This is a genomic window from Streptomyces sp. NBC_00996, assembly GCF_045162675.1.
In the GTDB taxonomy this organism is placed as follows: Bacteria; Actinomycetota; Actinomycetes; order Streptomycetales; family Streptomycetaceae; genus Streptomyces.
This window is the reverse complement of sequence record NZ_CP108723.1, coordinates 3,924,771-3,947,349: the sequence shown is the minus strand read 5'-3', so window position 1 is coordinate 3,947,349 and position 22,579 is coordinate 3,924,771. Positions and strand designations below refer to the sequence as shown.

At 70.4% G+C, this 22,579-nt stretch carries 25 protein-coding genes and 2 pseudogenes; 19 read left to right on the top strand and 8 right to left on the bottom strand.

The genetic code is table 11. The features are described from left to right. Positions 1 to 84 precede the first annotated feature (84 nt). Positions 85 to 1,494 (top strand): APC family permease, encoded by a 1,410-nt coding sequence (locus OG390_RS18680; protein WP_406169341.1) that lies wholly within the window; start codon positions 85 to 87, stop codon positions 1,492 to 1,494. A 4-nt stretch (positions 1,495 to 1,498) separates the two neighbouring features. On the opposite strand, the gene OG390_RS18675 is transcribed toward OG390_RS18680, so the two are convergent. After that, entirely contained in the window at positions 1,499 to 1,909 is a 411-nt protein-coding gene (locus tag OG390_RS18675; RefSeq protein WP_406169339.1) for a GNAT family N-acetyltransferase, read from the bottom strand. A gap of 117 nt (positions 1,910 to 2,026) precedes the next feature. Here OG390_RS18675 and OG390_RS18670 point away from each other — a divergent pair, with 117 nt between their 5' ends. From OG390_RS18670 to OG390_RS18660, 3 genes are all read left to right on the top strand, one after another. Beyond that, positions 2,027 to 4,672, top strand: coding sequence for an alpha/beta fold hydrolase (locus tag OG390_RS18670; RefSeq protein WP_406169337.1), 2,646 nt, complete (start codon positions 2,027 to 2,029; stop codon positions 4,670 to 4,672). Further along, on the top strand, positions 4,669 to 5,532 hold the full coding sequence (locus OG390_RS18665; protein ID WP_399074909.1) for an ABC transporter permease: 864 nt from the start codon (positions 4,669 to 4,671) through the stop codon (positions 5,530 to 5,532). The genes OG390_RS18670 and OG390_RS18665 overlap by 4 nt, the downstream gene beginning before the upstream one ends. A gap of 153 nt (positions 5,533 to 5,685) precedes the next feature. Further along, positions 5,686 to 7,263: a von Willebrand factor type A domain-containing protein gene (locus OG390_RS18660; RefSeq protein ID WP_406169335.1), complete on the top strand. Its 1,578-nt coding sequence runs from the start codon at positions 5,686 to 5,688 to the stop codon at positions 7,261 to 7,263. Between the two features lie 242 nt (positions 7,264 to 7,505). On the opposite strand, the gene OG390_RS18655 is transcribed toward OG390_RS18660, so the two are convergent. After that, positions 7,506 to 9,248, bottom strand: coding sequence for a hypothetical protein (locus tag OG390_RS18655; protein WP_406169333.1), 1,743 nt, complete (start codon positions 9,246 to 9,248; stop codon positions 7,506 to 7,508). A gap of 158 nt (positions 9,249 to 9,406) precedes the next feature. On the opposite strand from OG390_RS18655, the gene OG390_RS18650 reads away from it, so the two are divergent. Continuing rightward, positions 9,407 to 11,350 (top strand): AMP-dependent synthetase/ligase, encoded by a 1,944-nt coding sequence (locus OG390_RS18650; RefSeq protein WP_406169331.1) that lies wholly within the window; start codon positions 9,407 to 9,409, stop codon positions 11,348 to 11,350. Positions 11,351 to 11,441: 91 nt separating this feature from the next. On the opposite strand, the gene OG390_RS18645 is transcribed toward OG390_RS18650, so the two are convergent. Further along, positions 11,442 to 11,852, bottom strand: a complete 411-nt coding sequence (locus OG390_RS18645; RefSeq protein ID WP_406169329.1) for a rodlin — start codon at positions 11,850 to 11,852, stop codon at positions 11,442 to 11,444. 201 nt (positions 11,853 to 12,053) lie between these two features. Further along, positions 12,054 to 12,467, bottom strand: a complete 414-nt coding sequence (locus OG390_RS18640; RefSeq protein ID WP_406169327.1) for a rodlin — start codon at positions 12,465 to 12,467, stop codon at positions 12,054 to 12,056. A gap of 238 nt (positions 12,468 to 12,705) precedes the next feature. Here OG390_RS18640 and OG390_RS18635 point away from each other — a divergent pair. From OG390_RS18635 to OG390_RS18615, 5 genes and pseudogenes are all read left to right on the top strand, one after another. After that, a pseudogene (locus OG390_RS18635) lies at positions 12,706 to 12,783 on the top strand (RdlA protein); the annotation flags it as partial. Positions 12,784 to 12,995: 212 nt separating this feature from the next. Beyond that, entirely contained in the window at positions 12,996 to 13,253 is a 258-nt protein-coding gene (locus OG390_RS18630) for a chaplin (protein ID WP_399074897.1), read from the top strand. A 132-nt stretch (positions 13,254 to 13,385) separates the two neighbouring features. Beyond that, positions 13,386 to 13,763, top strand: a pseudogene (locus tag OG390_RS18625) (chaplin); the annotation flags it as partial. Between the two features lie 50 nt (positions 13,764 to 13,813). Beyond that, on the top strand, positions 13,814 to 14,272 hold the full coding sequence (locus OG390_RS18620; RefSeq protein WP_406178368.1) for a hypothetical protein: 459 nt from the start codon (positions 13,814 to 13,816) through the stop codon (positions 14,270 to 14,272). Next, positions 14,190 to 14,363 (top strand): LPXTG cell wall anchor domain-containing protein, encoded by a 174-nt coding sequence (locus tag OG390_RS18615; protein ID WP_406177729.1) that lies wholly within the window; start codon positions 14,190 to 14,192, stop codon positions 14,361 to 14,363. Before OG390_RS18620 ends, OG390_RS18615 begins: the two co-directional genes overlap by 83 nt. Positions 14,364 to 14,625: 262 nt before the next feature. Here OG390_RS18615 and OG390_RS18610 read toward each other — a convergent pair whose 3' ends face one another. Together OG390_RS18610 and OG390_RS18605 are read right to left on the bottom strand one after the other, a co-directional pair. Then, on the bottom strand, positions 14,626 to 15,006 hold the full coding sequence (locus OG390_RS18610; protein WP_406169325.1) for a hypothetical protein: 381 nt from the start codon (positions 15,004 to 15,006) through the stop codon (positions 14,626 to 14,628). Then, complete coding sequence (locus tag OG390_RS18605) at positions 14,973 to 15,203, bottom strand: hypothetical protein (RefSeq protein ID WP_406169323.1); 231 nt, start codon at positions 15,201 to 15,203, stop codon at positions 14,973 to 14,975. The genes OG390_RS18610 and OG390_RS18605 overlap by 34 nt, the downstream gene beginning before the upstream one ends. Before the next feature lie 867 nt (positions 15,204 to 16,070). Between OG390_RS18605 and chpG the strand changes: the two genes are divergently transcribed. The 8 genes from chpG (at position 16,071) to OG390_RS18565 (ending at position 19,899) form a co-directional block, all read left to right on the top strand. Next, the gene (gene chpG / locus OG390_RS18600) at positions 16,071 to 16,310 is read left to right on the top strand and encodes a chaplin ChpG (RefSeq protein WP_406169321.1); all 240 of its coding nucleotides are present in this window, start codon (positions 16,071 to 16,073) and stop codon (positions 16,308 to 16,310) included. Positions 16,311 to 16,640: 330 nt separating this feature from the next. Beyond that, the gene (locus tag OG390_RS18595; RefSeq protein ID WP_406169319.1) at positions 16,641 to 16,913 is read left to right on the top strand and encodes a hypothetical protein; all 273 of its coding nucleotides are present in this window, start codon (positions 16,641 to 16,643) and stop codon (positions 16,911 to 16,913) included. Between the two features lie 31 nt (positions 16,914 to 16,944). Next, complete coding sequence (locus tag OG390_RS18590) at positions 16,945 to 17,118, top strand: hypothetical protein (RefSeq protein WP_406169317.1); 174 nt, start codon at positions 16,945 to 16,947, stop codon at positions 17,116 to 17,118. Positions 17,119 to 17,339: 221 nt separating this feature from the next. Beyond that, positions 17,340 to 17,642 carry a hypothetical protein gene (locus tag OG390_RS18585; RefSeq protein ID WP_406169316.1) on the top strand — a complete coding sequence of 101 codons (303 nt, stop codon included), beginning with the start codon at positions 17,340 to 17,342 and terminating at the stop codon, positions 17,640 to 17,642. Between the two features lie 86 nt (positions 17,643 to 17,728). Next, positions 17,729 to 17,968, top strand: coding sequence for a chaplin (locus tag OG390_RS18580; protein WP_399074887.1), 240 nt, complete (start codon positions 17,729 to 17,731; stop codon positions 17,966 to 17,968). Positions 17,969 to 18,127: 159 nt separating this feature from the next. Beyond that, entirely contained in the window at positions 18,128 to 18,628 is a 501-nt protein-coding gene (locus OG390_RS18575; RefSeq protein ID WP_406169314.1) for a DUF5949 family protein, read from the top strand. Next, complete coding sequence (locus OG390_RS18570) at positions 18,628 to 19,251, top strand: vitamin K epoxide reductase family protein (RefSeq protein ID WP_406169313.1); 624 nt, start codon at positions 18,628 to 18,630, stop codon at positions 19,249 to 19,251. The genes OG390_RS18575 and OG390_RS18570 overlap by 1 nt, the downstream gene beginning before the upstream one ends. Before the next feature lie 135 nt (positions 19,252 to 19,386). Beyond that, a complete protein-coding gene (locus tag OG390_RS18565) occupies positions 19,387 to 19,899 on the top strand; it encodes a hypothetical protein (RefSeq protein WP_406169311.1) in 513 nt (170 codons plus the stop codon). A gap of 416 nt (positions 19,900 to 20,315) precedes the next feature. Here the strand turns inward: OG390_RS18565 and OG390_RS18560 are convergent, their stop codons facing one another. Beyond that, positions 20,316 to 20,552, bottom strand: a complete 237-nt coding sequence (locus OG390_RS18560; protein WP_406169309.1) for a chaplin — start codon at positions 20,550 to 20,552, stop codon at positions 20,316 to 20,318. Positions 20,553 to 20,745: 193 nt separating this feature from the next. On the opposite strand from OG390_RS18560, the gene OG390_RS18555 reads away from it, so the two are divergent. Continuing rightward, entirely contained in the window at positions 20,746 to 21,297 is a 552-nt protein-coding gene (locus tag OG390_RS18555) for a DUF2087 domain-containing protein (protein ID WP_406169307.1), read from the top strand. Positions 21,298 to 21,498: 201 nt separating this feature from the next. Here the strand turns inward: OG390_RS18555 and OG390_RS18550 are convergent, their stop codons facing one another. Then, the gene (locus OG390_RS18550; protein WP_406169306.1) at positions 21,499 to 22,458 is read right to left on the bottom strand and encodes a D-2-hydroxyacid dehydrogenase family protein; all 960 of its coding nucleotides are present in this window, start codon (positions 22,456 to 22,458) and stop codon (positions 21,499 to 21,501) included. Positions 22,459 to 22,579 lie beyond the last annotated feature (121 nt).

The window sequence follows — 22,579 nt, the reverse complement described above, 5'->3', positions numbered from 1 at the left end:
CGAAGAGACGTACGACGCGAGCCGCCGGAGGCGATATCGCTCCCGCCCGAATCACCTGACGCACGAGTCGATCGGAACCGCTTCATGACCGACACGCTTCGCCCTGTCGAGACCGCCGTCCCGGACGCCGCCCCCACGGCCTCCGGGAACCCCCAAAAGCTCAAGCGCTCCATCGGCATCGTCGGCGGCACCCTGCTGACGCTCTCCTGCGTGACGCCCGCCTCCACCCTGTTCGTGGTCGTGCCGGACCTGTTCTCGTCCCTCGGCACGGCGACCGCGCTCACCATCGCGATCGGTTCGCTGCTCTGTATCGCCGTGGCGTTCTGCTACTCGGAGCTGGGCACCCTCATCCCCAGCGCGGGCGGCGAGTACGCCATGGTCTCCACGATGGCCGGACGCCTCGCGGGCTGGCTGGTCTTCGTGCTCTCCCTCCTGGTCGTCATGATCGTGCCACCGGTGATCGCGATGGGCACGGCGGACTACCTGGCGCCGATCGTGCACCTGAACCCGTCGATGGCGGGCGCCGGAGTGATGATCCTGGCCACCCTCGCGGGCCTGCTCGACCTGCGGGCCAACGCCTGGATCACCGGCGTCTTCCTGGTTCTCGAAGTCATCGCGGCGGCTGTCGTGGCGGTCCTGGGCTTCGCGCACAGCCAGCGCGGCGCCGACAGCCTGGTCTCGATGCAGGTGGCGGGCTCCGGAGGGCACACGGACACCGTGACGGCCATGCTGGTCGTCTCCGGGCTCGCGATCGCCCTCTTCGTCACCCAGGGCTTCTCCACCGCGGTCTACCTCTCCGAGGAACTGGAGAACCCGCGCCGCAACGTCGCCCGCACCGTCCTCGCCACGCTGGCCATCTCCACGGTCATCATCCTGGTCCCGGTCGTCGCGATCACCATGGGCGCCTCCGACCTGTCGACCCTGACCGGCGGTGACATCAGCAGCATGGTCACGGCCTGGTCGAACTCCGCCGTCGGCACCTTCGTCAGCCTCTGCGTGGCCCTCGCGATCATCAACGCCGGCATCGTCATGGTCATCCAGAACTCCCGGGTGCTGTTCGCCTCGGCCCGCGACAAGGCGTGGCCCGAGCCGGTCAACAAGGGACTCTCGCGGCTCGGCCGCTTCGGCTCCCCCTGGGTCGCCACCCTGCTCGTGGGCGTCCCCGGCGCGGCCCTGTGCTTCGTCAACCTGGACACCCTGTACGGCGTGACCGGCGTGTCGGTGACGGGCATGTACCTGCTGGTCGCGGTCGCCGCCCTGCTCGCCCGCCGCGGCAAGCACGCCGACACGCCCGCCTGGCGCATGCCGCTGTGGCCCGCGATGCCGGTGCTGCTGATCGCGGTCCTCGCGTACATCCTGAGCCAGCAGGAGATGAGCTACCTGCTCTGGACCGGCGGTATCACGGCCGTCGCCACCCTGTACTGGGCCTTCTACCTGCGGCCGCGCCGCGAGACCCGCTGGCTGGTGTCGATCCCCGAGGACGCGCAGGCCTGACGGTCTACTCGAAGTCCCACGTCACCACCGTGCACGACCCGTCGTCCTTGCCACCCGCGCTGCGGTAGGTGGCAAGGGCGACGTCGTTTCCGGTGTCGACGCCGACCCACATCCCGTAGCAGCCGCGTTCGCGGGCCAGAGCGGCGAGTTCCCGGATCAGCGCACGCCCGGTGCCGCGCCGCCGGAACGGCTCGGCGACCGCCAGCTCGTACAGGAACATCTCGGTGCCCTTGTCGGGGTGGACCGTCTCGACCCCGCTGATGAAGCCGACGGGACTGCCGTCCTCGTACGCGAGGAAGAGGTGGTGGCCCTGGGCGTCGAGGAAGCGCTGGGCCCACTCGGGGCGCACGGGGTCGTCGAAGAGGTACTCGGCAGCGGTCAGTTCGTCGACGGTGCCGGCGCGGCGCATCTCCATGGGCCGTTCGTACCACGGACGCGGTATGCGGGACCGGGTCCGTACTCCCCTGGGAGGGGCGGGGGTTCAGCCCGGCGGCTGCATCGGTTGTCGGCGCTCACCCGTACCGTTGAGGGCATGGATCTTCGACTGCCCCGACTGCGCGGGCCCCGGCGGTGGATCGCGGCCGCGGCCGCCGCCGTCGTCGTGCTCGCCGGCGCGGGCACATGGACGGCTGTCGCCTCGGACGACACCGCGCCCGTGCACCGCGCCGACCGCGTCATGGCCATGGGCGGCGGGGTGCGCATCGACACCTCGTACTTCACTGCCGGCGCGTCCTCGCAGCGCCGCCCCGCCGTCCTCCTGGCGCACGGCTTCGGCGGCAGCAAGGAGGACGTACGGGACGAGGCGGACAAGCTCGCCCGTGACGGGTACGCGGTGCTCACCTGGTCGGCGCGCGGCTTCGGGAAGTCCACCGGCAAGATCGGGCTGAACGACCCCAAGGCCGAGGTCACCGACGTCTCGAAGCTCATCGACTGGCTGGCGAAGCGCCCGGAGGTCCGGCTCGACAAGAGCGGCGACCCGCGCGTGGGCGTCACCGGCGCCTCGTACGGCGGGGCGATCTCCCTGCTGGCCGCCGCCTACGACCACAGGGTCGACGCGATCGCCCCGGCGATCACGTACTGGAACCTGTCGGACGCCCTCTTTCCGAACGGGGTCTTCAAGAAGCTCTGGGCCGGCATCTTCATCAACTCCGGCGGCGGCTGCGACCAGTTCCAGCCCCAGTTGTGCGCGATGTACAACCGCGTGGCGGAGGCCGGAAAGCCGGACGCGGCGGCCACTCGGCTCCTCGAGGAGCGCAGTCCTTCCGCCGTCGGCGACCGCATCAAGGTGCCCACGCTCATCGTGCAGGGCCAGTCCGACTCCCTCTTCCCGCTCGGCCACGCCGACGCGATGGCCAAGACGATCAGGGCGGGCGGCGCGCCCGTCGACGTCGACTGGATCTCCGGCGGCCACGACGGCGGCGACATGGAGACGGGCCGCGTCGAGTCCCGCGTCGGCTCCTGGTTCGACCGCTATCTGAAGGACGACAAGAACGCCGACACGGGCCCCGCCTTCCGCGTCACCCGCACCGGAGGCATCGACTCCACCGACGGTGCGGCCCTGCTGAGGGGCGCGAGTGGGGACACCTATCCCGGACTGGAGAGCGGGCAGCACGCCATCGCGCTGAGCGGCCGCGAGCAGCGCTTCGAGAACCCGGCGGGAGCGAATCCGCCCGCCATCTCGGCGCTCCCCGGCCTCGGCGGCTCGGGCGGCCTCGCGCAGCTCTCGTCCCTGGGCGTCGGGATCTCCCTCGACTTCCCGGGCCAGTACGCGCAGTTCGACTCCGCGGCGTTCGGCAGCGACCTGCGGATCACCGGGTCGCCGATGGTGACGGTGCACGTCACCTCGAGCAGCGACGACGCGGTCCTGTTCGCGAAGGTGTACGACGTCGGACCGGGCGGTGCCCAGCAGGTGCTGCCCTCGCAGTTGGTCACGCCGCTGCGGGTGGCGGGCGCGAAGTCCGGCAAGGACGTCACGGTCACCCTGCCCGCCATCGACCACGAGGTACAGAAGGGCCACCGGCTGAAGCTGGTCCTCGCCTCGACCGACCTCGGCTATGCCTCACCGGCCGCCCCGGCGACGTACACCGTGTCCCTGAAGAGCGACCTCCGGGTCCCGACGGCGCCCGGCGTGACGACCGCCGCCGCGCCGCTGCCCGCCTGGGTGTGGTGGCTGCCGCCGGCCGCGGCACTGGTCGCGCTGGCACTGCTGCTGACGGGCCGCCGCCGCACGACGCCGGGGGCGCCCGATCCGGAGTTGGCCGAAGTCCCGCTCCAGATCGGCGACTTGAGCAAGCGGTACGCGAAGTCGGCGGACCGGTACGCGGTACGGGACCTCTCGTTCCGTGTGGAGAAGGGCCAGGTCCTCGGCCTGCTCGGGCCGAACGGCGCGGGCAAGACGACCACCCTGCGCATGCTCATGGGCCTGATCAAGCCCGACGGCGGCGAGATCCGCGTCTTCGGGCACGCGATCCGGCCGGGCGCGCCGGTGCTCTCCCGGGTCGGGGCGTTCGTCGAGGGCGCGGGCTTCCTGCCGCATCTCTCGGGCCGCGAGAACCTGGAGCTGTACTGGCAGGCGACGGGCCGTCCGCGCGAGGACGCACACCTGGAGGAGGCGCTGGAGATCGCGGGCCTCGGCGACGCGCTGGCCCGCGCGGTCCGCACCTACTCCCAGGGCATGCGCCAACGCCTCGCCATCGCCCAGGCGATGCTCGGCCTCCCGGATCTCCTCATCCTCGACGAACCGACCAACGGCCTCGACCCGCCCCAGATCCGCGAGATGCGCGAGGTAATGATCCGGTACGCCGCCGCGGGCCGCACGGTCATCGTCTCCAGCCATCTCCTGGCCGAGGTCGAGCAGTCCTGCACCCATCTGGTGGTCATGGACCGTGGCCGGCTGGTCCAGGCGGGCCCGGTGAGCGAGATCGTCGGTTCCGGAGACACCCTCCTGGTCGGCACCGGTTCCCCCGTGGACGAACCGGTCGTCGAGAAGGTCGGCGCGCTGCCGGGCGTGGCCTCGGCCGCCGTCGCCGAGGGCGGGCTGCTGGTCCGTCTCGATCCCGGCGGCAGCGCGGAGCGCCTGGTCGTGGAGCTCGTACGGCTCGAAGTGCCCGTCGCGTCGGTGGGCCCCCACCGCCGGCTGGAAGACGCGTTCCTCACCCTGATCGGAGGCTCAGCATGAGCACGCTCGTGGAGCGCACCGAGACGGCCGACGGGTACCGGGCGCGGCGCACGCTTCCGTTGCGCGTGGAGCTGATCCGGCAGTTGAAGCGGCGCCGCACCCTCGTCATGGGCGCGATCCTGGCGGCGCTGCCCTTCGTCCTGGTCGTCGCCTTCGCCATCGGCGGCGACCCCGGCTCGCGCAACGGCCAGGTCACGCTGATGGACACGGCCACCGCGTCGGGCGCGAACTTCGCCGCGGTGAATCTGTTCGTGTCGGCGGGCTTCCTGCTGGTGATCCCCGTCGCGCTGTTCTGCGGGGACACCATCGCCTCCGAGGCGAGTTGGTCGTCCCTGCGCTATCTGCTGGCGGCACCGGTGCCCAGGGCCCGACTGCTGTGGTCGAAGCTCACCGTCGCCCTCGGCCTCAGCCTCGCCGCGATGGTGCTGCTGCCGGTCGTCGCGATCGCGGTGGGCACCGCGGCCTATGGCTGGGGCCCGCTGGAGATCCCCACCGGCGGCGCGCTCTCCGCGGGCACCGCGACCCAGCGGCTCCTCGTGGTGATCGCGTACATCTTCGTGTCCCAACTGGTCACCGCGGGGCTCGCGTTCTGGCTGTCGACCAAGACGGACGCCCCGCTGGGCGCGGTCGGCGGCGCGGTCGGCCTGACGATCGTGGGGAACGTCCTGGACGCGGTCACCGCCCTCGGCGACTGGCGCGACTTCCTGCCCGCGCACTGGCAGTTCGCCTGGGCCGACGCCGTTCAGCCGAACCCGGAGTGGAGCGGCATGATCCAGGGCACGGCGATTTCCATAACGTACGCGATCGTGCTGTTCGCCCTGGCCTTCCGCGGTTTCCGGCGCAAAGACATCGTGTCGTAGGTCTCCGGAGGATCACCTACCGGTCTCGACGGCTGCCCGTCGTGGCCGCTTCGAGATTCATCCGCAATGCCCCGGAGCGCACATTCAGGCCCCCTTGGACGTCACAGTCACAGACGTCGGCCCACAGACGGGCCGCTCACCGAGGGGGCACAGATGGGTAGGGACCACATACGGGCGCGGGCCACAGGAAGCCGCCGACTGCGCGGCACCCTGCTCGCCCTGACAGCGGCGGGAGCCGTGCTGCTGACGGGGTGCAGTGCGAGCGGCAGTGGCAACTCGTCGGACGGCGCCGAAAAATCCGGCGGGCGCAACCTCCCCCTGCCCGCCCCCGCCCAGCCGTCATCGGCCACGGCGCAGGGACAACAGGAGGGCGAGCAGACCGGCGCACCCGATCGCGAGATCGCGCCGTCCCCCGACTACCTCTCCACCTTCGCTCTCGACGTCGACACCGCCTCGTACGGCTACGCCCGCCGCACCCTCGCGAACGGCCGGATTCCCGACCCCTCCACCATTCGCCCCGAGGAGTTCGTCAACAGCTTCCGCCAGGACTACGAGCGCCCCGACGGCAATGGCTTCTCGGCCACCGTCGACGGCGCCCGCACGGACGACGACCGCTGGTCGCTGGTCAGGGTGGGCCTCGCCACCCGCGCGGCCGAGGACGACCGTGAACGCCCGCCCGCCGCCCTCACGTTCGTCATCGACGTCTCCGGCTCGATGGAGGAACCGGGCCGTCTCGACCTGGCCAAGAACTCCCTCGACGTGATGACCGACCGGCTGCGCGACGACGACTCGCTCGCTCTGGTCACCTTCAGCGACGACGCCGAGACCGTCCTGCCGATGACCCGCCTCGGCGACCACCGCGGCCGTGTGCACGACGCGATCGACAGTCTGGAGCCGCAGGAGTCGACCAACCTCGGCGCGGGCGTGGACACCGGGTACGACACCTCGGTCGAGGGCCTGCGCGAGGGCGCCACCAACCGGGTCGTGCTGATCTCCGACGCACTCGCCAACACCGGCGACACGGACGCGGACAGCATCCTGGAGCGGATCTCCGACGCCCGCCGCGAGCACGGCATCACCCTCTTCGGCGTCGGCGTGGGCAGCGACTACGGCGACGCCCTGATGGAGCGCCTCGCCGACAAGGGCGACGGCCACACGACCTACGTTTCGAACAAGGACGACGCCCGCAAGGTCTTCTGCGACCAGCTCCCGCAGAACATCGACCTCACGGCCCGCGACGCCAAGGCGCAGGTCGCCTTCGACCCGCAGACGGTCGAGAAGTTCCGGCTGATCGGCTACGACGACCGCAAGGTCGCCGACGAGGACTTCCGCAACGACCGGGTGGACGGCGGCGAGGTGGGACCCGGCCACACGGTGACCGCCCTGTACGCGGTGCGCACCAGGCCCGGCACCTCGGGCCACCTCGCCACCGCGAGCGTCCGCTGGCTCGACCCCGACACCCGCGCCCCGCACGAGGAGTCCGGCCAGCTGGAGACCGGCTCACTCGAGGACGACCTGTGGACCTCGTCCCACGGTCTCCAAGTCGCCGCGACCGCCGCGTACTTCGCCGACGCCCTCCGACAGGGCGACCACCGCTGGACCGACCTCCCGGCCCGCCCGCCCCTGTCCGAACTCGCTGTCCACGCAGAGAAGTTGGCGACCGCCACGGAGGACACGGAGCTCCGTCGACTCGCCGACGCGATCCGACAGGCGAGCCGGCTCAGGGACTAGGCCCTGTCGTCGAACTCCCGCCTGCCCCGCCACGCCTGGCACGCTCCCCCACTGCCTTGAGGGCGTGGGAGGTGCCCCCACTCGTCGCACCGGGCACAGAGCCGAGATCCAGTACGAGGGCGGCGGCGCGGCTGCCGCGGAGCCCGCTCTCCGGGCGGACGACGGGAGTTCGACGACAGGACCTAGGCGCCCCGCACACGTCAGGGGCGAATCACCTCACCCCTCACACAGGGCTCCGCGTGTCACCTCCCGCCACACAACTCCCGTTCCGCCGCCATCGGATCGTCCGGGAAGCGGAACGTGGTGCGCTCCCAGGACCCGGCGACATTGCGCAGGAAGCGACCGGGCGTGAGCGGGTCCCGCGTCGCGGACCGGAGTTCGGCGAGGGCACCGCAGCGCAGGGCGCGGCGGGCCGCGGTGACACGCGCCGGGTCGAGACCCGGGGGCAGATCGGCCGGGTCGCCCCGGTCGGCGGCGAGCCAGGTGGCGGGCAGCTGCTTGTCGTGGCCGACGCGGCCGCCGCCGACCCGCTCGGAGTGGGCGGCGAGTGGATAGGCGAGCCCGATCGAATCGAGCGCGGCACCGTTCAGGGGCACGACGGCCCCGTTCCAGCCGAGGACCGCGTAACTGGCTGTCACCGACGGCGAGTCGGCAGCCATACGGAGGTGGTCGCCCCACAGCAGGGTGGGCGCGCCGGAGCGCTCGGCCTCCCGCACCTCATGCGCGTGGGCGACATGCCAGGGCGCGCCCGCGAAGGTGTGGTGAATGGGGTGGGCGTCGGCGTTATGACGGATGTACACGCCCCGTTCGTCCGCGATCCCCGCCGGGCCCACCTGTCCGCCGTACGGAATCCGCAGCCACCCGGCGCACACCACGGCCCACACGCCGACCCCGACTGCCGCGAGTGCTCCCGCCCGCGTCACGGGCACGACGAAGACGGGCAACAGCATCAGCAGCAGTCCCGGCAGCAGCATCCGGCCGTGCATGAAGTCCCCCCCGATCTTGATGACGTACAGCCAGCACAACAAGCCGGCGACGAGGGGCGCGAGCGCGGGGACGAGCGGGACCCGGCCGTGCGGTGCTGTGACCCGCCAGGCCCACCGCCCGGGCGAGAGCAGCAGCACGGCGGTCACGAGCAGCGCGGGCACCCACAGCAGATAGGGCATCGAGAAGTCCCCGAGATATCCGAAGCCGCGTCCCCACAGACTCTGCGCCGCCTCCTTGGTGACAGCGGGCAGCGGCACGAGATGCCCGTAGTAGCCCGCGCGGAAGATCTCGTACGCGCCCGGGAGCGCCACCGCACTTGCGACACCCGCGAGCGTGCCCCGCCGGGTGGGCCGTACCAGGAGCCACTGCGCGGCCAGGAAGACGGCGGACACCAGCCCCAGGTCGGGCCTCACGAGGGGCCCGAGCCCGAGCAGCAGCGAGGTCACGAGTGACGCGGAGCGGGTGCTGAGGGCGAGCCATGCCCCCGCGATCCAGCACGTGGCGAGCCCCGTCTCGAGCCCCGAGGTGGCGAAGTCCCACACGGGCGGCAGCCCGAGCAGCACAAGGGAGCCGAGCGGAAGGCCTGCCCGATCGCCGTACAGACGCAGCGCCCCGATTCCGGCGAGCGCGAATCCGACGGCGGTCAGCAGCAGCCCCCCGTACACCGCGGCCGTCGCGAGGTCCGCCCCCGGCAGCCCGGCGGCCACGAGCAGCCACTGCCAGAGCGTCCCGGTGGACGACTCGACCCGCTCGCCCGCATTGAACACGGGCCCGTTCCCCGCCAGGATCTGCCGCACGGTCCGTACGTAGATGTAGGCGTCGTCGGCCATCCAGCGCCGCTGGAACCCGGCGAACGCCACCACAAGGGCGGGGATCATCCACACCGCGGTGCGCAGCCATGCCTGCGGGGAGATGTTCCTGCCGGCCAGCAGCTCGGGGAATGAGGAAGGCGGCGGGACCTCGCGGCGCCGCCGGGCAGGAGAGTACGTGGACGTCATGATCAATTCATCGGCTCACCGCGACCCCGGCTTGACGCCGGTGGTGGGCCGAACGGGTGGATGCCGTGCGGTCGTATCCGCTCCTTGCAACCCATTGAATTTCCCTTACGTCCGAGTAAGTTGACCCACGAGTAAGAACCCTGCGACCGGGAGCCGCCATGGGCGTACGCAAGGATCTGAAACGGGCCCGGCAGCGCACCGACCTGGCCGGTCGCAGCAAGGTGGAGCTGGTCAGAGACGCTGCCGGAGTGGTGCGTGAGGCGCGCACCGCCCGGCTGGCACCGAGCCCCACCACCGGCAGCACCGCCGACCTGCCCTTCACCAACGCGGCCGAGGCACCCGACACGGTCGTCCTGCGCCGCAGGGAACACGGCGTCTGGCACCCGGTGACCGCGGCCGCCTTCGCCCGCGAAGTCACCGCCACCGCGAAGGGGTTGATCGCGGCGGGGCTCGAACCGGGCGGCCGGGTCGCGGTGATGTCCCGTACGCGCTACGAATGGACGGTCCTCGACTTCGCGATCTGGGCTGCCGGCGGCCAGACCGTCCCCATCTACGCGACTTCGTCCGCCGAGCAAGTGGATTGGATCGTACGGGACTCGGGCACGCGCTTCGTGATCGTCGAGACCGCCGAGAACGCGGACACCGTGGCGACCGGCACGGCACGGCACCCCGAACCCCCGCGTGTCTGGCAGCTGACGCCGACATCAGCCGCTGCCGCGGCGGGGGCCGCGATCGCTGAACTCGCCGCTCTGGGACGGGACATCGCGGACGAGGAGGTCGCCAAGCGCCGCGCCGCCCTCACCCCCGACACGGTGGCGACGGTCTGCTACACCTCCGGAACCACGGGCAAACCCAAGGGCTGCGTCCTCACCCACGCCAACCTGTACGCCGAGGCCGCCAACACGGTCGAGCTGCTCCACCCCCTCTTCAAGGAGGTCACCGGCCAGATCGCCTCGACCCTCCTCTTCCTCCCGCTCGCCCACATCCTGGGCCGCTGCCTGCAGATCGCCTGCCTGATGGCCCGCATCGAGATCGGCCACTGCCCGAGCATCAAGCCCGACGAACTCCGCCCGGCGCTAAAGGAGTTCCGCCCCACCTTCCTGGTGGGCGTCCCGTACCTCTTCGAGAAGATCCACGACACCGGCCGTGCCACCGCCGAGAAGATCGGCCGCGGCGCCTCCTTCGACCGCGCCGATCGCGTCGGCGTCCGTTTCGCAGAGGCGTACCTGAACAAGTTCCTCGGCGTGGGAAAGGGGCCAGGGCCCGGCCTGTACGCCGCCTGGGCGCTGTACGACCTGCTGGTCTACCGCCGTATCCGCAAGGAACTCGGCGGCCGCACCCGCTACGCCATCAGCGGGGGTTCCCCGCTCGACCGCAACCTCAACCTCTTCTTCTACGCGGCCGGAATCATCGTCTACGAGGGCTACGGACTCACCGAGACCACCGCCGCCGCCACCATCGTCCCGCCTCTGAAGCCCCGGCCCGGCACGGTCGGCCTCCCGGTCCCGGGCACGGCCGTCCGGATCGCCGACGACGGCGAGGTTCTCATCAAGGGCGGCGTCGTCTTCGGCGCGTACTGGAACAACCCGGCGGCGACGGACGCGGTCCTGCGGGACGACTGGTTCGCCACCGGCGACCTCGGCGCGCTGGACGAAGACGGCTACCTCACCATCACCGGGCGCAAGAAGGACATCCTCGTCACCTCCGGGGGCAAGAACGTCTCCCCGGCCGTCCTGGAGGACCGGCTGCGCAGCCGCCCGCCGGTCGGCCAGTGCCTCGTCGTCGGCGACAACCGCCCGTTCGTCGCGGCCGTGATCACCCTCGACCCCGACTCCGTCGCCCACTGGCTCGCCGTCCGCAAACTGCCCGCGGATACCCCGCTGTCCGAGGTCGTCCGCGACCCCCGGATGCGCACCGACGTCCAGAAGGCCGTGGACTACGCCAACGAAGCGGTCTCCCGGGCCGAGTCCATCCGCAGGTTCGCCGTGGTGGCGGGCGAGTTCACCGAGGACAACGGCCTGCTCACCCCCTCCCTGAAGGTGAAGCGGCATGCGGTGACGGCGGCGTACGCGGCCGAGATCGAGGCCCTTTACCGGACCTGAGAGAGACCCCCCATGACCGCCATGGGACCGGCGGACATGGGAACAGCGGACCGCTCCGAGGAGCGACCCGCTGTGTGCGCTGCCGAATCGATCAGCTGTTGGCGGCGCCGTTGCCCGACAGGACCGGGATGTTGTCCAGGATGTGCGAGAGCGGCTCGTCGCCCTTGGCCTGGGTGGAGTTCTCGGTGCACTGCTGGTTCTGCGGGGCCGAGAGCACCGGGACGTCCTGGAGGGCGGTGACCGGCACGACGCCTACGACCGAGCCTACGTTCGCCTTGGCCGGCAGGCCGACGCACGGCTTGTTCAGCGTGCCCTGCACGAGCGCGAGCTGCGGGCTCAGGTTGCCGCGCGTTTCCTGGTTGCCGTACGACTGGACGGAGTTGTTGCCGTTGCTGGTGGTGACGCCGTCGTCGTTGCCGATGGCCAGCGCCTGGGGGGCGGCGACGACCGAGACACCGGCGACGGAGGCGGCAATGGCCGCAGTCGCCCACAGCTTCTTCATGTTCGTTCCCTTTCGGAGAGCGGGCTCCGTTACGGAGCCGCGGGATGATCAACAGTGCGGTGAACGATGGGGTTGCGGGGGTATGCCCCGAATGATCCGGAGGGTTCCTCGGGACCGGAGTTGACGCGTCGCTGCTGCTGGCATCGTTGACAGCGACAGCGGGCCGCCGGGAGAGACCGACGGCCCGCTGTACGCGGCGGATCAGCTGCCGGTGGCGCCGTTGCCGGAGAGCACCGGGATGTTGTCGAGGATGTGCGAGAGCGGCTCGTCGCCCTTGGCCTGGGTGGAGTTCTCGGTGCACTGCTGGTTCTGCGGGGACGACAGGACCGGGACGTCCTGGAGGGCGGTGACCGGCACGACGCCCGCGACCGAGCCGATGTTGCCCTTGACCGGCAGACCGATGCAGGGCTTGTTCAGTGAGCCCTGGACGAGCGCCATCTGCGGGCTCATGGTGCCGTATGTCGCCTGGTTGCCGTAGATCTGCTGGGAGTTGTTGCCGTTGCTGGTGGTGACGCCCCCGTCGTTGCCGATGGCCAGCGCCTGCGGCGCGGCGGCGGCCGAGGCTCCGACGACGGAAACGGCGACTGCCGCAGCAGCCATAACCTTCTTGATCACTTGCATGTCCCTTCTGAGGTAACCCCGTCCACCGGAGCGCCCTGGACAACTGGCCCCGGCCTGCATGGTTGCTCCCATTCACTCCATTGGCCTATTCGAAAGGCATGTACACACCGTCCGCGTGCCTGTCGTTCCACGAATTCCGGGGCCATGAACAGTCCATCCGGGTGAAGCCGCGAAACTATTCGCGCCGCCTCCGGTTGGCGGGGGTGGAAATAAGCTCTGTGTCCGTCTGCCGACCAAGGGCGACGAGCCACTGTCGCGCATCCTGGACAACATCCCGGTGGGCTCCGGCAACGGAGCCGGCGGCAGCTGATCCGCGCGCGCCCGAAGTGAGAAGCGTTTCTGCTTCTATCGTTTCTGCATGCTATAGGGGCACGGTGTCATTTCGGTGCGATGCGTTCGAGTGAATTACCGGGCAGCGCGCGTTCCTGAGTTTCTTCGTAGGCCTGTCCCTCGTTTACAGCGTGCAGGTCATGGTGCGAGCCGTTCATGCTGTGCTCGCTCGGTTTCGGCCGTCAATGGGGCATGGCCGCAGAGAAGGGAAAGCATGTGAAGTACAAGAAGAGCGCTGCTCTCGTCACCGGCACGATCATGGCTCTGGGAATGGCCGCCCCCGCCTTCGCCGACGCCGGCGCCGAGGGTGCCGCCAGCAACAGCCCGGGTGTCCTCTCGGGCAACGTGATCCAGGTTCCCGTGCACATTCCTGTCAACGTGTGCGGCAACACGGTCGACGTCATCGCCCTGTTGAACCCGACGTCCGGCAACGGCTGCAGCAACAGCTGACGCACCACGGCGCATCAACTGCCCCGACTGTGTCAGGGTCGGCCTTGGATTGCCTCATCGGTTCCAGGGCCGACTTTCCTCACTTCTACCAGCAGGAAGACAACGAGATTGCGACAGACCCTGAGTAGGGGAGTGGTCGTGGCCGCGGCCGCGACGGGCATCCTGTCCCTGTACGCCACGCCCGGCTTCGCGGACTCGAACGCGAACGGAGCCGCCACGGACTCACCCGGCGTCGCGTCGGGCAACAACGTCCAGGTTCCGGTGCACGTACCGGTGAACGCCTGCGGCAATACGGTCAACGTCATCGCCGCGCTCAACCCGGCGTTCGGGAACTCTTGTTCCAACGGCTCGAGTTCGCAGCCGTTGCAGGGTGCGCCGCCGCGCCAATCACCCGGCGATGATGCTTCGTCCGTCTCCGGCTCCTCGGCGCACGGCGAGGCCCACGATTCGCCCGGCGTCCTGTCGGGCAACACCGCCCAGACGCCGGTGGACGTTCCGGTCAACGCCTGCGGCAACGCGGTGGACGTGATCGGTGCGCTCAACCCCGCCTTCGGCAACGGGTGCGCCAACGGGGACTCGCCCACGCCGCCTCCGCCGGTTACGCCGCCGGTGACCCCGCCCACAGCACCTCCGCCGGTTACGCCGCCGGCGCTCCCGCCGACGGTTCCTCCGCCGGTTACGCCGCCGACGTTCCCGCCGGGGGTTCCTCATGTGGTTACGCCGCCGGTGACCCCGCCGACGGTTCCTCCGCCGGTTACGCCGCCGACGGTTCCTCCTGTGGTTACGCCGCCGGCGCTCCCGCCGACGGTTCCTCCGCCGGTTACGCCGCCGGCGCTCCCGCCGGGGGTTCCTCCTGTGGTTACGCCGCCGGTGACCCCGCCGACGGTTCCTCCGCCGGTTACGCCGCAGACGACCCCTCGGACGGTCCCTCATTCGGTGAAGAGGACCCCTCCGAGCACCCCGTCTCTCACGGAACAGCCGCCCGGCGCTTCCCCCACGCTGCCGCGCACCGGCAGTGAGGGCGTGCTCGCGGCCTCGGCCGCCAGCGTCGCCCTGCTGGCGGGCGGAACCGTCCTGTACCGCAGGGGCCGAGCCGCGCCCCGCCGGTAGTACTCCGCTCTGGGTGCCGGACGCCTCACCGCGCCCGGCACCCAAGCCGCGTCTGCTACCGGCTCGATGCCGTCGCGCACCCACCACGCGCCCGTCGGCTCCAGTGCTGTGGCCGCGATCCGGGCGCGGGCGGTCTCCGGGAGCCGGCGGAACAGGCCGGGGCGCTGGGCGTAGAACCAGTTGCGCCGGCCACAGCCCAGGCCACTGTGCGGGGAGCGGGCCGACCGCCACCAGGGGCGCTCCCGGGCCGGGGCAGGCCGTTTCAGATCAGCTGGCCGGCGCGGGCCATGATCTCGTCGTCGGCCACGGAGTCGATGAGGGGGTCGGCCAGGGGATCGGAGGCGGAGCCGGTCGGTGAGACCTGCCCGCCGAGCGGACGTACGACCCGGACGTCCAACAAGGCCAACTGGTCACCCGCGCGCCGGATCCCCTTACCGCGTTCGAGGACGCCGGAGTCGTAGCCGAGCGTGTTCGGATACGCGGGCACTCGCCTCGCGGGCTCCGGCCCGCTGATCGTCGAATTCGGCACGTCGTCAAGGGGGTTGACCGGATCCCCCAGCGCCGTCGGCGTGTCGCGCCCGGTCGACACGGTCGGCAAGTCGCCGCCGCTCACGCGGTCGCCGTCGTAAGCGACCAGTCCCACCGGCCGCCGGCGTTTTCCCGGAACGGCAGCCGGTGCAGCCGGATCACCGGGTCCTCGCGCGGGCCGAGCGTGTCGAAACCATGCCACATCGCCGGATGCGGCAGCGGCTCCGACTTCTTCTCGCACGCTGCCATCAGTGTCCAGCCGCCCCAGGCCCCGGCGGCCGAGCGGCCCATCGCCCCATTGACGTGGGTCACCGTGTACAGCCCCGAACCGCCCGTCCGCACCAAGCTCCGTGACGTCCGCCGAGGCCTGGAACGCGTCGGCCTCGCGCGCCCCCCGGTGCCCGATGACGCTGTCCGCGAGGACCGCCTTGTACGCGCCGCTGGGCTCGGTGATCAGCCCCGCCGGTTGTCCTTCGGCGGTTTCTGCTTGCCGATACGGAGGTTGCCGCCGCAGTACAGCCGCGCGTACGTGACCTTCCCGCCCTCCGGCAGACGGAGTTCCGCGCGCCTGGAGTTGCAGGTGTTCGGGTGCTTGCCGACGTGTAGAGCATGTCGAAGTCGCCGTTCCCGGCGGACCTGCCCTCGCGTGGCGGAGTACGGAGGAGCCGCCAGACGGGTGGGCGCGGGCGTAGTACGGCAGCTGTTGGACGAGTTGGCCGACTGTGCGATTCCGCCGTGGTGGAGCGCAGTTGTGTGAACGCGAGGCTCTCCGCCTCAGCGGTGGGCGGCGCGGCCGTCGCGGGGCCGCCCGGCGCCCAGAGGACGGCGAGGGCGAAGCAGCCCGCCATCGCACGGCGCAGCAGGAGACTCGGGGGACAACAACATGACCGGCGGTGCCCTTTTTGGGGAAGAGGTTCTGGACCAGCGGACGGACGGAGATCTGGAGATCACGCATGCGCGGTATGACTCTCCGTCCGCTTCCAAGCGGCCTCGAAGGTGCCCGAACCCGGCGATTATCCGTACTTATCGGTCAAACCTGGCAAGTGAGTCGGAACCGTGAAGCATTGGCGTTTCATGAGATCACTCCTTTGGAGGCGCATCCCGCGTGTGCGCCGCGCGTTGAATCCAGAGCCGGGCACCCCGCCCGGATGTTGTGTCGACTCCAAGGAGCACTTCTCCATGTCGCGTATCGCGAAGGGCCTGGCCCTGACCTCCGTTGCCGCCGCAGCTGTGGCGGGCACCGCCGGCGTCGCCGCCGCCGACAGCGGCGCGAGCGGCTCGGCTGCCAACTCCCCGGGCGTCCTGTCGGGCAACGTCCTGCAGGTCCCGGTCCACGTTCCGGTGAACGTCTGCGGGAACACCGTCAACGTCATCGCCCTGCTGAACCCCGCGTTCGGCAACACCTGCAGCAACGGCTGACGGCAGCGCGAGTCCTTTGGCCGGCCGCCCTCCCCGACGGGAGGGCGGCCGGCTCGCGTTGCCCCGAATGGGGGAAGAGGGTGCCGTCTCCCGGCATGGCTCCTCACCAGGGATGACGCCGGTGACAAGGAGGTCGGACTGCTACGCGGAGCAGCCGATCGGTTGCAGGCGGCGATGCCCGCTTTCACGGTGAGCACAAGGCCCCACGCAACCATCGAGGGGAATATCCATGCGTGCTCCGCCCGCACGGCGCATAGCGTCCCCCGCACTCTGCGCCACCCTTCTGCTCGGGATCGCCGGACCGGCCGCCATGGCGGCGGACAGCGTCTCGTGCGTGGCCGCACCACCCATGCTGCGGTCCGCGACCCCAGCGCGGACGTGCTTCTGGCGCAGGTGCAGTCATTGGGCGACATCGCCGGCGTGCTGACGCCGGTCATCGATCTGCTCAACGCCGCGCTCAAGGCGGACAACGGCCGGCTCTTCGCCGACGACGCGGCGAAGCTCAGTCAGGCCGTGAAGGACGCGACCGCCAAGGTCACCGCGGCGGCTCCGGTAGGGGTGACGCGCTGGCTGTCCTGTAGACCGCGGTCGATGCGCTGGTGAAGGCGGTCCGTCCGATGACGCCACCCAAGACGTGCCCGCAGCCACCGCCGTGGTGACCGGCCTCGCCGACTTCGTCGTCGCCACGGTGCTCGGCGGCGGTCTGCCGGCGGCGAACCTGCCCGGCCTGTCGTCGCTGACGCGCACGCTGCCGACGGGCTCGGCCACCAGCGCGGTCCCGGTGTCCGGTCTGCTGCCCACCTCCTGAGCCAGGGGAGCGGTCTGAGGCGAAGCAGTCGCCACCCTGCCGTCGTGCCGACCATGCTGGTCGGCACGACGGCTGTTTTGTATGAGAATGCGACACGCCGTTCAATCGGGGCGGGGTGCAGGAATTTTCTGCACGCAGGGTTTCCGCCGCGTTCGGGGCTCGTTAGTCAGCGTAAAGAGGAATTCCCTCTGGTGACATGAGTTGCCGAAGAAAGGAACACGATGAAGTCCCTGAAGGCCGCCGCTGTCGTCGCCGGGTCCATGGTCATCGCTGGTGCCGCCGCGCCCGCCTTTGCCGCCGACGCCTCCGACCTCACGCCCTCCAGCCTCAACGGCGCCCTGGAGACCGTCACCAGCCAGCGCGAGCTCAACGTGCAGGACGTGATGCCCCTGCAGCACCAGTCGAACGGGCTGGACACCGAGAACAAGAGCTCCCTGCTCCATACCGTGAACGGCGCGGCGAAGGCGCTGAACACGGCAGCCGGCCCCGCGCAGCTCCTCGGCGGGCTTCCCCTTCAGAGCTAGTCGGCTCATTTCATCGCGTGTCTTTCCGCAAGGCCTGCGGGCATCTCTCTAGGCTTTGGAGCAAATCTCCAAGGAAAGGGCTGACGATGAACACCGCAAAGAAGGCCGCTCTGATTTTCGCCGCCGCCGGAATGGCCGCGGGTGCCGCCTCGGGCAGCGCCTTCGCCGACTCCGGTGCCGAGGGCGCCGCGCTCAATTCCCCGGGCGTCGCCTCCGGCAACGTCATTCAGGTCCCCGTGCACGTACCGGTCAACGTCTGTGGCAACACGCTCAACGTCATCGGCTTGCTGAACCCAACCTCCGGTAACGCCTGCGCCAACGGCTGACGCACTACCGCGAAAAGGGCCGACTCCACACCCCCACGGAGTCGGCCCTTCCCTGTTTTTCGAAAGGCCTCCCTCGTTCGTGTGGTCGGTTGCCGGGTCATCGCCCGGGTGGGTGAAGGAACGGCCGGGCCCGTTCGGGCGCGTCGATAAGGTTCCGCGGTGACCTCAACCTCAAGCGAAACGCGCCCTTTCCGGGCCGCCGATCTCGGCACGCTCGCCGTCATGGCCTTCAGCGGAGAAGTGCCCGACGGCGACATGCCCTATCTCCTGGCCTACTCCCTGGGCGACAGCGAGGGCGGCCCGGAGGGCACTTCGGCCGCCGTCAAGCAGCTGCTGAGCGACAACGGTCTGCCCATCGGCGACAGGCTCGTCGACGGTTCCCGGCATCCGAGCCTGCCGCTCACCCTCCTCGTGGAGGCGGGCCAGGCCGTCGTCACCATGCCGTCGTACCTCCACGCCCAGTGCGTCGCACCGCCGGAGTGGCTCGCCGCGGTCGGCGAACGCGGCTACGCCTACTTCCTGTTCGCCACCCGCGCCTGGCCCGACGCCGCGCCCGGCAAGCCTGTCGCGCCGGAGAGCCTGGCCGCCTTCGCGGGTGACGAGGAGACTCTGCTCAGCGCGGCGCACGTGCTGCTGCCCGCGCGCAGCCTGCGCAGCTGATGACAGCCACCGCGGGACGGGTGACGGGCGGCGGTGCACCCGTGCGGACCGCGGGCAGCAGCCGCGCGTTCGCCCTGCTGCTGGTGATCACCGGTGCGGCCGGTCTCCTTGCCGCGTGGGTCATCACGATCGACAAGTTCAAGTTGCTGGAGAACCCGAACTTCGTACCCGGGTGCAGCCTGAACCCCGTTGTCTCCTGCGGCAACATCATGAAGAGCGAGCAGGCCTCGGCCTTCGGGTTCCCCAACCCCATGCTGGGCCTGGTGGCGTACGGCATCGTCATCTGCGTCGGCATGAGCCTGCTCGCCCGCGCCGCCTTCCCGCGCTGGTACTGGCTGACCTTCAACGTGGGCACGCTCTTCGGCGTCGGATTCTGCACCTGGCTGCAATTCCAGTCGCTCTACCGCATCAACGCGCTGTGCCTGTGGTGCTGTCTCGCGTGGGTCGCCACGATCATCATGTTCTGGTACGTGACGTCGTTCAACGTAGGGCATGGACTCCTGCCCGCTCCGGGCTGGTTGAAGGGATTCTTCGGGGAATTCACGTGGGTGCTTCCGTTGTTGCACATCGGCATCATCGGGATGCTGATCCTGACCCGTTGGTGGGACTTCTGGACCAGCTGATTGTCGACCCGGCCGAATATATGGACGAGCTGCCTATTGGGCCCGTCGGGGGAATCTTGAACTGATGGCGTTCTCAGCATCGTTACGCGGTACGGACGCTGAGCCACCCGAATTCTGAAAGGGACCGTACCTGAGATGAAGCCGACCACACGAGGAACACTTGCCGCCGTCCTGACCGGCGTCGCGGCAGCGTTGGGTGCCGCCGCCGAGGCCCCCGCCGTCGCGGCCGAGACGGTCCCCGTCCCCGTACCGCTCAACGGCGTGGAGAACGCCCTCAACGTGCAGGTGCCCAAGATCGCCGGGGAGCTGCCGGTGCCCATGCCGGGCGCGCCGGAAGGGCCTCGGTACGTCGAGGGTCGGCTGATCCCCGAGCACGCGCTGCCCCAGCTGCCCGTCACCGGCGGACTGCCCGGGGCGGACGTCCGCACGCCCCTTCCGCACATCCTCGGGCACGGCTTCGACCACCTCGGTGTCGGCGCGCCCGCGGCCGACCTGCGCACGCTGACCCCCGGGCTGTCCACGGACACCCCGCTCACCGTGCCGAGCGCCGACAACCTCGGCCTCCCGAGGCTCCCTCAGGCCGCCGTCCTCCCCCCGCTGTTGAAGACGACGCCCGGGGCGAACCTGGAGATGGGGAGCAGGGCGTAGCGGCACGCAGGGGCGGGGCCGCAGTGTCGGGCCCGGGCCTGCTTCCGATACCGCCGCCGACGCCACCGTGGGCCACCGACACTGACCCCGACCGAATCCGCCGAGGAGAGAACCATCGGCGCCCGCTATCTGTCGGCCCGGACGCCGGGATCGGGCGGCTCGCAGCACGGCCGGATCGTCGCACGGCACGAGGAAATGCCGTCGTGGGGCGTGACGCCGGACGCGCTGGAGGACCACAGCGGGATTTACCGGTACGCGTAGGGCGGTGCGAGCGTGCGTCCGTGTCCGCGCACGGCGGCGTGATCGTTGGACGCGGCTACGGCGAGGCCCCCGGCAGTGAATGCTGCCGGGGGCCTCGCCGATGCGCGTGTCTGGCGTCAGTTGCCGTAGCCGAAGCCGCCGTTGTCCTCGTGGCCCTAGTTCACGCAGGTGTTGCCGAAGGCCGGGTTCAGCAGGCCGATGACGTTGACGGTGTTCCCGCACACGTTGACCGGCACGTTGATCGGGACCTGAACGACGTTGCCCGAAGCGACGCCGGGCGAGTTGACGGCCTGGCCCTGAGCGCCGGCGTCCGCCATGGCCAGGCCGGCCCCGCTGAGCACTACGGCACCCGTGCCAACAGCGACAGCGGCAGCCTTCGCGATGCGAGACATCACGTTCTCCTTTGACTCGATAAGTGCGGCTGCACGGGCGCGACCGCACTCCCCCTTCAACGCACCCACCCACACCTGGTCACGGCGTTCATCTGGGGATCACCCTTTCCGAACAGGCCATGCCCTCCGCCTGCCGTATCCCGGGCGGAAATTCACTCAGGCCGACGGCATGGCCTCAACCAGCCTGCCAGGCATGCCAACCGACCAACTGACCGGTGTGATCGGGCTGTTCGCCGAGGAGACCCGGGTCCGCGCCTTCGCCGCGGTGGCTCTGGGCGCGGACACCCCTGCGAAGGTCATAGAGAAGGCGGGGCTGTCTCCGAAGGACGCGACCGTGGCGCTGCGGCGGTTGCAGGACCAGGGAATGATCACGGAGGGCGAGGGGGGACTGGGCGTCGCCTACGGTCGCTTCCGGGACCTCGCGCGTTCCGTACAGGCACCGCAGCCTGTCGAGAGCTACGGCTCCGGGGACGAGCAGACCGAGGCGGTGCTGGGGACCTTCGTGCGCGACGGGCGCCTGGTGCGGCTGCCCGCCCAGTGGGAGCGCAAGTTGGTCGTGCTCCGGTACATCGCCGAGCGGACCTTCGAACCGGGCGTCGAGTACCCGGAGCGCACCGTCAACGAGAAGCTGCGCGCCTGGTGCGAGGACGCGCCGACCGACCATGTGACGCTACGGCGATACCTGGTGGACCTGCATCATCTGCGCCGGCAGTACGGCGTCTACTGGCGGCCCGCGGAGGCGTGAACGGGAGCGTGTGGTGCGGACGGGGTGCCAGGCCCCTCAGTTGAGGTGGCGGATGGGGCACCCGCCCGCTCGGTCGAGGTAGCGGGGCGGACGCCGAGGCGCTCGGTCGAAGTGGCGGGGCGGACGCCGAGGCGCTCGGTCGAAGTGGCGGGGCGGACGCCGAGGCGCTCGGTCGAGGTGGCGAACGGGATGCCCAGGCGTTCAGCCGAGGCGGCGTATGGGTGTGCCCGCCAGGAAGGCCTGGATGTCCTCGACCGCCGCGCTGTAGTACGTCTCGTAGTTGGCCCGCGACACATAGCCGAGGTGTGGGGTGGCCAGCAGGCGCGGGGCCGAGCGAGTCGGGTGGTCGGCGGGGAGCGGCTCGATGTCGAACACGTCGACGCCCGCTCCGGCGATCCGGCCGCCGCGCAGCGCGGCGAGCAGCGCGTCCTGGTCGACGATCGCCGCCCGCGAGGTGTTGACGAGGTAGGCGGTCGGCTTGAGGAGGGCCAGCTCGGTGGCGCCGATCAGGCCCTTGGTGCGGTCGCCGAGCCCGAGGTGGACGGAGACGAAGTCGCTGCCGGCGAGCAACTCCTCCTTGGAGGCAGCCAGTTCCACCCCCACCTCCTCGGCGCGCTCCTTGGTGAGGTTCTGACTCCACGCGCAGACCCGCATGCCGAAGGCGAGGCCGACCTGTGCCACCCTGCCGCCGATCTTCCCGAGGCCGAGCAGACCGAGCCGGCGGCCGTGCAGATCGGCGCCGACGGTGCTCTGCCAGGGGCCACCCGTCCGCAGCGCGTTGCTCTCCCTGACGATGCCCCGCGCGAGGCCGAGCAGCAGCGCCCAGGTCAGCTCGACCGGAGGCGTCGAGGAACTCGGGGTGCCACACACGGTCACGCCGTGCGCCTCGGCAGCCGCGTAGTCGATCACGGTGTTGCGCATTCCGGAGGCGATCAGCAGCCTCAGCCGCGGCAGTCGGGCCAGCAGCGAGGCAGAGAAGGGCACCCGCTCGCGCAGGGTGACGACGATGTCGAAGTCCGCGAGCGCGTCGGCCAGAGTGTCTTCGTCCGTGAAGTGGTCGCCGAAGCTGAGGACCTCCACCTCGTCCGCGATCGGCGACCAGTCCGCCATCTCGGTCGCCACGCCCTGAAAGTCGTCCAGCACGGCACAGCGAAGTTGCATGTCAGGTCCCTCCCACGCTCAGTCGGACCCTACCCGAGCCAGGAAAGCGCACTTGGGCCGCCGGGGACGAGTCGGCTCCGGGGGAAGCGGCGGCGGCCCCTCGCTCCCCGTGGCAGTATCT